Raw genomic sequence first — 12,233 nt, 5'->3', positions numbered from 1 at the left:
GTCGCGCACCTGTCCGTTGAGCCAGGCGCTAACACCGGATCTCCGCTTCCCGATAGCCGTAAGGCGTGGCCGTTCCCACTAGGGTAGCGTCTGGCGTGGTTTCCCCCATGTTAGCGGAGCGAGCCGTAGGCTGCGACTGGTGAGACAGCGCTCCAGGAGGGTCTCCCTCCGTAGGCGACTGCGTTCGCGTAAGCGCAAAGCGCACGCCGAAGGCGAACGCGCAGCGTGTCCCCTTGGGACGAGCGCGTCTCCGAACGCGAGTGCGTGCCCGCAGGGCTTAGGAGATACCCGAAGGGCGAACCCCGAAGGGGTCAGAATTTATCAATTCGTCTGGGGGTGATACCCCTCGGCTTTAGCGAGGGGAGTGTCAAATTGCTCAAGTAAATTTGGCAGTAATCTCATAGAACTAAAAACAACTGATGCGCCTGCTGCTTGCAATTTTTGTGGATTACTGTATTCTGCATAACCAAAAACTTTCATCCCAGCGCTAAATCCGGCTTGCACACCGATTGGAGTATCTTCAACTACCACACATCGCTGTGGATGAGCTTTCATTTTCTCGGCTGCATATAAGAATAGATCTGGATGTGGTTTACCGCGTGCGACATCTGTAACACTAAATATTTTTCCCTCAAAATATGGCAGTAACCCTGTGACACCTAGCTTTGTTTGAATCATCTCATGTATGCTATTTGAAGCTACACAATAAGAAGTTTTAATTTGAGATAAAACATCATGTATGCCCTTAATTGGCTTTAATTTTTTTGAGAAATCCTTTTTGTTGCGTTGCCTAAATTCGGTGACAAAATTATCTGGAATAGGTTTTCCAAGAGACTCTTGAATAATTTCTAAACATGCTGTCATAGGTTGACCGACGAATGTGTTAGATATATATTCCAAGGTTACCGGTAACCCGATTTCACTAAGCATTGCCGCAAAAACCGAGTTAGTGATTTGTTCACTATCTACAAGTACACCATCACAATCAAAGATAACTAAGTCAAATGGGCTCATTGATTTTCCTACTTCAACCCTCAACTCATTTTCTCATGGCTGAAGTTAGAGTTGAGTTTGATTTTAAAGTGGAAGTCGCCATTTAATAAGGGACTTTCAGAAAATAAAATACAGAGCAATCGCGCTTCACAAACCCTTGACATTATGAGCCTTTGAGGGAATGAAACAGCCCTGCTTTTTAAGGGGGTCGCCGCAGGCGGGGGATCTTAACCGAACCGTGTTGAAGAAGTTTAGGCGCGTCGCCTTGCCCAATTCCCCATAAGGGTGGTGCGCTCTACGCAATTTTTATTTAGTTTATTTATACTAAATAATAAAAAATAATACTATTACAGAATACTTGAACTGTTGCAGTTAGGAATATTATAAGTCATTGATGAATCAAGAAAAAGTAAAAAAATATGCTACATGTTACCAACTGAATCAGGAGTGAGCAAAAAAAATTTCCACAGGCAAATAAATTAGCGATATCCATGCTAAGCTTATTTTAAGGAATCAAAAAGGGAATCAAAAAAGCGCTCATGGCAATAATCTTAAGGGGAAATTAAGATTATTTGAATCTTGGTCTATTACTCTGGTAAATCCGCATCAACTTGCTACGCTTTTTGTCACCAAGAGATAGAGCCAAATGAAGACGGATAATGACCTTCGTAACAACTTGAAGTCCATTAGAACCCGCTTAGGCATGAGTCAGCAAGAATTGGCTAGCTTAGCAGGTGTGACACGTCAAGCAATTAGTGGTGTAGAGTCAGGACAATGCGCCCCTTCTGTCGCTATGACAATTCGTCTAGCAAAGGCGCTGGGTTGCAAGGTCGAAGATCTATTCTGGCTAGAGCAGGATTTGCCCCAAGTGGAAGCAGTTCTGGCAAAATCTATCCCTGGTAGTCAACAACAGCGAGTGAGTTTGGCGCGGATTGGCGGGCAATGGATTGCATATCCCCTGGTTGGGAATGATGCTTTTCGCATGGAGATGATTTCAGCTGATGCCCAAATCGATAGTCAGACAGATACAAATACCTGCCTAGTCAGACTTCTTGACGATATAGACAGATTTGAAAATACAGTTGTGATTGCTGGTTGTGCGCCTGTGCTTTCGCTATGGGCAAGAGCCACCGAACGCTGGTATCCTCAACTGCGAGTCCAGTATAAATTCGCTAACAGCATGGCTGCGTTAGAGAGTTTGTGCCGAGGTGAGACTCATATTGCTGGGATGCACCTGTATGACTCCCAAACAGGGGAGCATAATATTCCCTTTGTTCGTGAAGTCTTAGCAGGAAAAGAAGCAGTTTTAATCACCCTTGGAATTTGGGAAGAGGGATTATTAGTACAGTCTGGCAATCCGATGCAAATCACAACAGTGACTGACTTAGTAGAAGCAAAAGCAAAGATTATTAACCGCGAAAAAGGAGCTGGCACTCGGTTGCTTTTGGAACGTAAACTGCAAGAGGAGCAACTGCCATGTGATTCTGTTAAAGGATTTGACAGTATCGCCAGAAGCCATCATAGTGTTGCTGATGCTGTCGTCTCAGGATTTGCGGATGCAGGAATTTCTACAGCGTCTGTGGCTACAGCTTTTGGATTGGAATTCATCCCTTGGCATTCCTCACGCTACGACTTAGTGATTCTCAAGGAATACTTGCAAGAATCACCAGTACAGCAGTTACTCAATACGTTAGAGCGTCGATCTGTTCATTCACAACTAGAAATCATCGGTGGTTGTGATACTAGTAAAACTGGGGATTTAGTCGCAACAATTTAAAAGGGAACAGGCAACAGGCAACAGGGAAATCCCCTCAGGGTGGCGAAACGCCATAGGGATAGTACATACCTTGCCTGATCATAAGTAAAAAAATAAATAAGAATTCTGACTTCAAAGAGCGCTTTTTTGTGGATGAGGGAAAAACCTCTACAAAATGCTTAATTTTTGAAAAAAATGCCCTTCAAGTAATTTCTTGTTGGGGTAGGACAAATAATCACTAACTAAAGACTCACATGATATTTCTTCTTTCTATGTATGCGGTAGAGCGATCGCCCCCCGTAGGCGCTGTTGTTTGCCAATGGCCTCCTGTTGGCAAAAGTACTACACGCCTGGCGCGACGTTCTACATGCGGTCACAAACAGAGCTGTCACTTCCATTAGTGAACGCCTGATAAACTACCAGACCCACTGATTAATTTATCAATTACAGGAGAAAACTCATCATGTCCGTTGACGAAAAAATTAGACAAATAGCATTCTACGGTAAAGGCGGTATCGGTAAGTCCACCACCTCTCAAAATACCCTCGCCGCTATGGCAGAAAAGGGTCAGCGCATTTTGATTGTGGGATGCGATCCGAAGGCTGATTCCACCCGTTTGATGCTCCACAGCAAAGCCCAAACCACCGTACTTCACCTCGCTGCTGAACGGGGCGCAGTAGAAGATTTGGAACTCGAAGAAGTGATGCTCACCGGCTTCCGTGGTGTTAAGTGCGTAGAATCTGGTGGTCCCGAACCTGGTGTCGGTTGCGCTGGTCGTGGTATTATCACCGCCATCAACTTCTTAGAAGAAAACGGTGCTTACCAAGATGTGGACTTCGTTAGCTACGACGTGTTGGGTGACGTTGTCTGCGGTGGTTTCGCTATGCCTATCCGTGAAGGTAAGGCACAAGAAATCTATATTGTGACCTCTGGTGAAATGATGGCGATGTACGCTGCTAACAACATCGCTCGCGGTATTCTCAAGTATGCTCACTCTGGTGGTGTGCGCTTGGCTGGTCTGATTTGTAATAGCCGCAAAACTGACCGGGAAGACGAACTGATTAGCACACTAGCATCCCGATTAAGCACCCAGATGATTCACTTCGTCCCCCGTGACAACATCGTGCAACACGCTGAGTTACGCCGGATGACTGTGAACGAGTATGCACCTGATAGCAATCAAGGTAACGAATACCGTAAATTAGCAGACAAGGTTATCAACAATAAAATGCTTGCCATTCCTACACCCATTGAAATGGAGGAGTTAGAAGAGTTGTTGATTGAATTCGGTATTCTCGAAAGTGAAGAAAATGCCGCAAAAATGGTTGGCATATCCAAAGCTCAAGAAGATGCCGAGAAAAAGCAAGAAGATCTTGAAGGCGAAGCCTTAGAAGCATTGAAAAAAGGAAACGTAGAAGTTGTTAAGAAATAAGTGCGCTACAAAGCACTGGTGAAGATAGAGATGTGGAGGTAGTCTGAATGGCTAATGTATAGTTCTACGATTTCTAGGTTTTCCGTGTCAGCATGAATCTGTAAATGTTCGCGCGGTAAAACGATTAGTTTAGTTTTTTGTTTTCTCCTTTTATTGGTTGGTTACATTTTAGGGAATGGGAAATCGCTCTTTTCCATTCCTTTTTTTTCCGATGTCTCTAGAGAATTTCTACTTGCATGAAAAGTGAAGATGTATTTAATAAAAACCCAGATTACAAAACGCAGAATCGAGAATCTGTCCTGAGAGAGGGTCAAGAAGATTGTGCTTTTGATGGTGCAATGATGACTTTAGTACCAATTACCGATGCTGCTCATTTAATTCACGGACCAAGCGGTTGCATCAACAACTGTTGGGAAAATAGCAGCAGTCTCTCTTTTGGTACCATGCTATACAAAGCTCGTTTTACGACTGATATGGATGAAAAAGATATCATCTTCGGTGGAGCTAAAAAATTATACAATGCCATTTTAGAATTGCAAAGACGCTACAAACCTGCTGCGGTATTTGTTTATTCTACCTGCGTTTCCGCTCTTATTGGTGATGACCTTAATGGAGCCTGCGCAGAGGCTGCTGTGCAAACAGGAACTCCCATTATTCCTGTAGACTGTCCCGGATTTGTTGGTCGTAAAAATCAGGGTATCCGCATTGCTGGTGAAGCTTTGTTGGAACACGTTGTTGGTACAGCTGAACCAGACTTTACTACACCTTATGATATTAACCTCATCGGTGAATCCAACATGGCGGATGCAATGTGGAACATTATACCGCTATTTGACAAATTAGGTATCCGAGTCCTTTGCAAAATTACGGGTGATACTCGCTATAAGGAAGTCTGTTATGCCCACCGTGCTAAGCTGAATGTGATTACTTCTTCCAAAGCGCTGTTTAAAATGGCAAAAAAGATGGAAGAGCGTTTTGGTATCCCCTACATTCAAGAGTTTTTCTACGGCATAGAAAACATCAATCAAGGCTTACGGAATATTGCTGCTAAGTTGGGAGACTCCGACTTACAAAAACGTACAGAAAAGTTTATTGCGTTTGAAACTAGCGCTTTAGAGGCGAAACTTGCTTTTTATCGCACCTATGTGCAAGGCAAACGTATTGTTATTGATATACAAGACGTGAAAAGTTGGTCAATTATCTGTGCTGCTCAAAAATTGGGGATAGAAGTTATCCCTATCAGCACTGTTAAAAGTAGTCAGGAAGATAGAGCTAAAATTCAAAAGTTGCTGGGTAAAGATAGCATTATTATCCAACAAAATAGTCCAGAGGAAATTCTACAGATAATTCACGAAAATAAAGCCGATATGTTAATTACTGGAGAGCGTTATCAATACGCCTCTGTTAAAGCTAAGATTCCTTTGCTAGATATAAAGGCGGAACTTCATCATTCTTATGCAGGCTATACAGGGATTTTAGAAGTGGCACAAAAACTGTATGCGACTCTTACTAGTCCTATATGGAAACAAGTACGCAAACCCGCCCCGTGGGAAAACAGATGTTGAAGTAGGTTGAAATTGGGAGCATTAACCTGACGAAAATAAGCTGTTGTAAGGCTGTGCTACACGAAAATGCCCTTTCGTAGATTGGCGCATTGCTTACGAGTAAAAACTTAAGCTATAAGTTTTTACCTCAATTGCGGAATTCAGAACTAAAATCATGTGGTAATAAGTAAATAGGATGCCATTCTTATGAGGTAGCACATGGAACCACTAACCGCTGGGGCGATCGCAATTGGGACTGTGATTGCGACAAAGGCTTTGGAAAAAACGGGCGAAAAGGTAGGAGAAACTCTATGGAATAAAACTGGTGAGTTTCTCGTCACTCTCAAAAAACACTCTCCCCATACTGTAGTTGCTATTGAAAAAGTGCTCTCTCAACCACTCGATTACGGTAAAGCTGTATTAGAGGTGGAATCAGCAGCTAAAGCTAATCCTGAAGTCAATCAAGCTGTGCAGGAATTGGTAGCACAAGCAGAAGCTAATCCACCATTAAATTTGGCTCAAGTTCTCCAAGATATAGCACAAGCACTTAAATCACAATCCCCACAGAATCAAACTTGGATCTCAACAATCGAGAAAATTGTTAATTTTGCTCAAAGAGATATTAATATTCAAAACCAAAACATCAGTATATGACTACAGCCGCCCGAACGGGAACGGGTAAAGTTAAATCCCCCAAAATATATTCCTTATACAGGCTCTGCCAACTTTGTTGGACGAGAGTATGAACTATCTTTACTCAAAAAAAAATTACAAAAACCAGGTACAGTAGCGATTTCTGCTGTTGCTGGTATGGGAGGTGTCGGCAAAACCGAATTAGCAACGCAGTATGCACGTCAACATGAAGCCGATTATCCTGGTGGAATTTGCTGGTTAAATGCTAGAGACTCAAATTTAGCTGCGGAGATTGTGCAGTTTACCCAGCTTTACATGAATTTGAAAGTGCCGCAGGTGTTGCAAGGACGACAACTTAGTCCAGAACAACAGGTGGAGTGGTGCTGGCAAAACTGGCGACCAACAGAAGGTTTGGTGTTGGTAGTGTTAGACGGTATCACGAATTTGAATAATTGTCAACAACTTATACCAAAAGGTAACCGCTTCCGTGTGTTGATGACAACGCGGTTGCGAAACCTCGACACCAACATTGAGGAAATATCTCTGGATGTGTTGTCACCAGAAGAAGCTTTGCAATTGTTGACAAAGCTAGTGGGTGAAAAATGGGAAAAACGGGTGCAAAAGGAAGAGGAAACAGCGAAACAATTGTGTGAATGGCTGGGATATTTACCTTTGGGTTTGGAATTGGTGGGGGGGTATTTGGCTAAAAAACTTCACCATTGGACTTTAGCTAAGATGTTGCAACGGCTGAAACAGCAGCGACTCCAAGATGAAGCGATAAATCGCCATAAGCAACAATTGCAAAAAACCTTTAGTACAGCACAGCTTGGGGTTTTGGATGCGTTTGAATTAAGTTGGCTGGAACTCGATCCTACGACACAGGTTGTGGGTGAGTTATTAAGTTTATTTGCACCGGATATCTTTGCTTGGGAATGGGTAGACTCTGCAACTTCTCGGCTGAATTGGGATGCAACGGAAGTTGAAACAGCAGTCAAGCAACTTTACGAGCGTCATTTGATTCAATGGGTGGAAGATAAAAGTGGAGATAGAGATGATTGCTACAAAATTCATCCCTTAATTCGGGAGTTTTTGAAAGTCAAGCAAGCAGCATCGGAACAAGCCGATGAGTTGAAACGCGCTTTTGCAGAAACAATGGTGGCGATCACTCAGAAATTCCCTGAGCCAATTACTCAACAATCAATTAACTCAGTCAAGGATGCTATCCCACATTTAGCAGAGGTGGCAAAAACTCTGACTGATGCAGTCAGTGATAAAAATTTAATTCTGCTCTTTGTTAGTTTAGGTAAATTTTATAAAGGACAAGGTTTGTACGCATCCGCACAAGAGTGGTATGAGCAATGTGTACCATTAATAGAATCCCGTTTAGGAAAACAAGATCCCGACTTTGCCACTAGCCTGAACAACTTAGCAAATCTCTATTCCTTACAAGGGCGTTATAATAAAGCTGAACCATTGTATCAGCAAGCCCTGGCACTAAGAGGAAGGGTGCTGGGAGAAGAACATCCCGACTTTGCCACTAGCCTGAACAACTTAGCAAATCTCTACTTCTTCCAAGGGCGTTATGAAGAAGCTGAAGCATTGTATAAGCAAGCCCTGGAACTAACAGGAAGGGTGCTGGAAGGAGAACATCCCGACTTTGTCACTAGCCTGAACAACTTAGCCACTAGCCTGAACAACTTAGCAAATCTCTACTTCTTCCAAGAGCGTTATGATAAAGCTGAACCATTGTATAACCAAGCCTTAGAACTAACAGGAATGGTGCTGGGAGAAAAACATCCCGACTTTGCCACTAGCCTGAACAGTTTAGCAAATCTCTACTTCTTCCAAAGGCGTTATGATGAAGCTGAATTACGCTATAATGAAGCCCTGGAAATAAGAAAAAGAGTGCTGGGAAAAGAACATCCCGACTTTGCCACTAGCCTGAGCAGTTTAGCAAAGCTCTATGAGTCCCAAGAGCGTTATGATGAAGCTGAATTATTGTATAATCAAGCTCTGGAAATAACAACAAGTGTGCTAGGAAAAGAACATCACATGACAGTTACTGTTGATAAAAGTCTAGAATCGCTGCGAAATAAAAAATCAAAAAGTTAATGTCGGTAGATTGAAAAGTTTCGCAAAACTTTTATCAGGCGTTTCTTTGAGTTGGGGGATACAATATGCTGGAATTTTCTATCGATAAACTTTTACTGGGTATCCGCCGAGATATGGATACTGTTGGCGAAAGTGTTAGAAAAGTATAAACAAAAGTGTTACAACTAAAAGCCACAACGACAGATTAAGAGTTAGAACTTACGTAATACCTGAATTTACAAATATGTAGTACATTCGCCAACGGTATCGGTATCTCGGCGGCTCCCAGATAGTTTGTATCAAGTTGAACAACAGATTCAACGTTTACCAAACTTGAAAAAATGGTTTCTTGAAATCTTTGGCTCTTCTGCTTAATTTTTGGATGATTTTTTTATTGGAATACTCCTAGAACTTTCACTTTCTGTTGTGTTTTCGCGAGAACTTTTTGGGTATGATACCAAAGAGGCGATAAAAGCAGAGCCGACAAGGCTAAAAACAAAGCCGACATTGGCTAATATTGTTTTTATTGGGACTCTGACCTCTTGAAATTGTTTTATGGCATCTTGAAATTGTTTTATGGCATCTTGATATCGTGTTATGGTACGTTGAAAGTATCTTCTTATGTGAGCAAAGTTTATTGTGTCGGGATCAACTCCTATGGAGCTGATTAACTTCTTGATTGATCCCTTGAATGAGCGGAATAGATTATTATCAATGCGGACAGAATAGTCTATCCGAATGCTATCTTCTTGTGGAAGTGTATTTGTCGAAAAATTTTGAACCTCACTTGGCAGACTCTGATCGCACTCCTGTAGCAATGTTACTAAATACTTCCTTTCATACTTATTTGGAGCATTTTCTGCAAGCGTAGCATCAAGTTTTAATTCTTTTTTCAAATTTTCGTATTGGTTCGTAACCGTCTTTGCTAGCCTCGACTGCTCGTGGTTATCAAAAGGATGGTTGTTAAGTTCAATAAAAGCTTTATCACATGATTGTATCCATGTTTGCGGTTGATGATCGCCAGCAAGGGTAATATTAGGAATAGATACTGTGATTAAGACAGAAGTAGCTATTAGCCTATGAAATAACTTATTTCGCATATAGAGATAGTCCTTAGGGGTATGAGTAGCATTCCGCTCTAAACCGGGTTATATCAAGTCCTCTTACATCAATTCTCTATGAAGCTGGATATTTTTTTACCCCTCCTAACCTCACGCCAGGTGCTACAATGGGGGGCTTTGGGATCCCCACAGAGTGGAGTTGGGGGGAGATCCCCGCAATGCACTGGCTCTCCTTGTGAAGGGGAGGTGCCGCAGGCGGTGGGGTTCTTTCTATGCATCTTCATATAAAAACGGTATTAATTACTTGTAATTAATAATTCTCCGCGTCAGAGTGTCACCGCCTCTCGACGTCAGCCCTAATGATAAGTCTTCAACCGGACATGATATTAAGGGGAGTGAGTACAGGTTAGAACCATTATGTCATTAGACTACTGCACGAATCTAGAAGCATGTGCCAGTTCGTAGTTCAGCAACCCGGCAAAACGTTGTGAACGAGATAACTACTATTACATAGAATGGGTGACTCAAAGTATTAATTTCTCCTGGTTGTGAGTAGTCTACTTGTAGACTTCTTGTGTTTTAACCAAACACAAGAAGTAAAAGGCTGAAACCTATATAGGATAAACTTTTTCAGCCTCTATTTCCAAGTCAGTGTCTTCGCTAGTTCCACGCCAAGTGGCAATAATTTGTCAAAAAAGACATTAATTTGTCAACGCAGACAAATAATCTGGCAATTAACAACACTGCCCACCCTACGCTCAACTGTTCATTGTCAATCTAAATCCCATGACTTTTCCCAATCACCCAATGACGTTTGAAAAAACGAGCCAAAGCTGACTCTTCCAAAGATAAATAAATTGGACGTCCGTGGGGACAGGTACGAGGGTTGCGCGTGCGTTGCCATTCATCCAAAAGTGTTTGCATTTCTTGTAAACTGAGAGTTGTACCGTTGCGAATAGCACTACGACAGGCGACAGCAACTTGTGCTGCTTGTAAGTCACCTCCCCAACTCAGTTCTAAAATGGCGTCTGCACAATCGTCTCGCTGTTGTAAAAGTGTCGGAACCGTACGAACTGCCCAAAGTTGCTCACCAAATGGTTCTATATCCAAATCAATTCGTTGTAGTTGCGATACTTGAGCCGGAGATAATTGATAGAGAATGACTGGAGGTTCAATTGGAATAATTTTCCAATTGTCGCACAATTGCTCGTACAAAACTCGTTCATGGGCAATGTGCTGTTCAACTAACCAGACTCCACCAGGATGTTCTGCCACGATATAAGTGTTATTAACTTGAGCAACGGCTTTTAGTTGTAGAGACGTTGCTAGCAACATCTCTGGATGCGTTTTGTGTTCTTCACAAGTAAGCGAACGATTGACATTGTATCCGCCTTTTTCTTCTGCAGCTTTGAGTAATTTTCCAACTCGCGTTGTGTGAACAGCGTCTTTAACAGATGTAGAATTGATGCGGAGTGCTTGCGCGATCGCCTGGGTAATTTGTTCTTGCCAGTAACTGAGTTGGTTAAGATAAATTTCTGTTTTTGCTGGGTTACGGTTCCAGTTAATATGTTCTGGAGAAATCAATAGATGCAGAAAAGTGATTGGATAGCGATCGCGCGGTAATGTCCGATAAAATCCTGACAAAATAGTCTGTTCTAATTCCGATGACTTCACCATCCTTCCGTTGACAGCAACTCGTATCCAGTCTGGACGATGACGATGACATCTATCTGGTAATCCTATCACTAAATGGAGTCCTGACTTCTGAATTCCGAATTCTGAATTCTCAGGATTGGGTATTTCCAGTTTTACCTCTTGTAAATCTGCTTCTTTAACTTGATGTAGAATCTGGGGTAGCAGTTGTCCTATTGAAGTGGCCGGACATAGACTAAACCACTCTCGGTCATTTTGCCAGACTTGCCAAGTGATATGAGGATGACATAAGGCGATTTGGTGAATTGTTGCTTGCACTGCTTTTATTTGCTGTGCTAGTGTAGGTAGCCCCTCACGACGACCTGAACAATTCCCAAATAGATGAGAGACTGTGACAACTGTACCGGGGGCGATCGCACAAGCTTCCACATACAATGCTTCTCCAGCGTAGCCATAGACAACTCGCCAGCCGCAATCTCCACCAAGTGGACGACTCAATATTTCTAAATCTGCCAGCGTTGTCAAACTATGCAACGCCTCTCCACGAAACCCCAAACTTGTAATTTTCCACAAATCCGCACAACTGCAAATTTTACTGGTACTGTGTGCCGTTGCTGCTTTCTGTAAGTCATCTAAGGTCATTCCACAACCATTATCTGCCACACGTACGCGCCATTGCCCGGGCCATAAAGAAACAACAATTCGTGTTGCACCTGCATCAAGGGAATTTTCTACCAATTCTCGCACCACAGAGGCTAAGGAGTCGATAACCTCTCCGGCTGTAATCAGATGTACGACTTCTGCTGGTAAAGCATAAATAGTTGACGCCATAAATTACAGTGTAGAGGATGGATTACCTCTTGCGGGGGAATTCAAGTTATCAGTTACCAGTTACCAGTTACCAGTTATTAATTGTTCACTGCTCACTGTTCCCTGTTCACTGTTTTCTGTTCCCTGTTTGAATCGCTCCGAGCGTATGTTTGAAAAATAAGCCATAATAACTGCAAATCTTACTACAACTTTGTCTAAATTTGCATAGCTTCAAAAGAATTAATGTAAAGTTCTAAAAA

8 protein-coding genes are annotated in these 12,233 nt (G+C 42.5%); 5 read left to right on the top strand and 3 right to left on the bottom strand.

The features are described from left to right. Positions 1-321: 321 nt before the first annotated feature. Complete coding sequence (locus tag DP116_RS22130; protein ID WP_169157225.1) at positions 322-1,014, bottom strand: HAD family hydrolase; 693 nt, start codon at positions 1,012-1,014, stop codon at positions 322-324. A 625-nt stretch (positions 1,015-1,639) separates the two neighbouring features. Here DP116_RS22130 and DP116_RS22125 point away from each other — a divergent pair. The 5 genes from DP116_RS22125 (at position 1,640) to DP116_RS22105 (ending at position 8,470) form a co-directional block, all read left to right on the top strand. Next, positions 1,640-2,770, top strand: coding sequence for an XRE family transcriptional regulator (locus DP116_RS22125; protein WP_169157224.1), 1,131 nt, complete (start codon positions 1,640-1,642; stop codon positions 2,768-2,770). 442 nt (positions 2,771-3,212) lie between these two features. Then, complete coding sequence (gene nifH, locus DP116_RS22120; protein ID WP_169157223.1) at positions 3,213-4,181, top strand: nitrogenase iron protein; 969 nt, start codon at positions 3,213-3,215, stop codon at positions 4,179-4,181. A gap of 236 nt (positions 4,182-4,417) precedes the next feature. Beyond that, the gene (gene nifE / locus DP116_RS22115; RefSeq protein ID WP_169157222.1) at positions 4,418-5,746 is read left to right on the top strand and encodes a nitrogenase iron-molybdenum cofactor biosynthesis protein NifE; all 1,329 of its coding nucleotides are present in this window, start codon (positions 4,418-4,420) and stop codon (positions 5,744-5,746) included. A gap of 198 nt (positions 5,747-5,944) precedes the next feature. After that, a complete protein-coding gene (locus DP116_RS22110; protein WP_169157221.1) occupies positions 5,945-6,379 on the top strand; it encodes a hypothetical protein in 435 nt (144 codons plus the stop codon). A 48-nt stretch (positions 6,380-6,427) separates the two neighbouring features. Then, positions 6,428-8,470: a tetratricopeptide repeat protein gene (locus tag DP116_RS22105; protein WP_169157226.1), complete on the top strand. Its 2,043-nt coding sequence runs from the start codon at positions 6,428-6,430 to the stop codon at positions 8,468-8,470. A gap of 350 nt (positions 8,471-8,820) precedes the next feature. On the opposite strand, the gene DP116_RS22100 is transcribed toward DP116_RS22105, so the two are convergent. Both DP116_RS22100 and mutL read right to left on the bottom strand, forming a co-directional pair. Further along, positions 8,821-9,549, bottom strand: a complete 729-nt coding sequence (locus DP116_RS22100; RefSeq protein ID WP_169157220.1) for a hypothetical protein — start codon at positions 9,547-9,549, stop codon at positions 8,821-8,823. A gap of 738 nt (positions 9,550-10,287) precedes the next feature. After that, positions 10,288-11,994 carry a DNA mismatch repair endonuclease MutL gene (gene mutL, locus DP116_RS22095; RefSeq protein WP_169157219.1) on the bottom strand — a complete coding sequence of 569 codons (1,707 nt, stop codon included), beginning with the start codon at positions 11,992-11,994 and terminating at the stop codon, positions 10,288-10,290. Positions 11,995-12,233 lie beyond the last annotated feature (239 nt).

The sequence above is a fragment of the Brasilonema bromeliae SPC951 genome, assembly GCF_012912135.1.
Taxonomy (GTDB): Bacteria; Cyanobacteriota; Cyanobacteriia; order Cyanobacteriales; family Nostocaceae; genus Brasilonema; species Brasilonema bromeliae.
The sequence above is the reverse complement of the archived record's forward strand: the minus strand, read 5'-3'. Positions and strand labels throughout refer to the sequence as shown.

Bases quoted from the DNA above. Each gene is read 5' to 3' on its own strand.
- DP116_RS22130 (WP_169157225.1), bottom strand. From the start codon at position 1,014: ATGAGCCCATTTGACTTAGTTATCTTTGATTGTGATGGTGTACTTGTA.
- DP116_RS22125 (WP_169157224.1), top strand. From the start codon at position 1,640: ATGAAGACGGATAATGACCTTCGTAACAACTTGAAGTCCATTAGAACC.
- nifH (WP_169157223.1), top strand. From the start codon at position 3,213: ATGTCCGTTGACGAAAAAATTAGACAAATAGCATTCTACGGTAAAGGC.
- nifE (WP_169157222.1), top strand. From the start codon at position 4,418: ATGAAAAGTGAAGATGTATTTAATAAAAACCCAGATTACAAAACGCAG.
- DP116_RS22110 (WP_169157221.1), top strand. From the start codon at position 5,945: ATGGAACCACTAACCGCTGGGGCGATCGCAATTGGGACTGTGATTGCG.
- DP116_RS22100 (WP_169157220.1), bottom strand. From the start codon at position 9,549: ATGCGAAATAAGTTATTTCATAGGCTAATAGCTACTTCTGTCTTAATC.
- mutL (WP_169157219.1), bottom strand. From the start codon at position 11,994: ATGGCGTCAACTATTTATGCTTTACCAGCAGAAGTCGTACATCTGATT.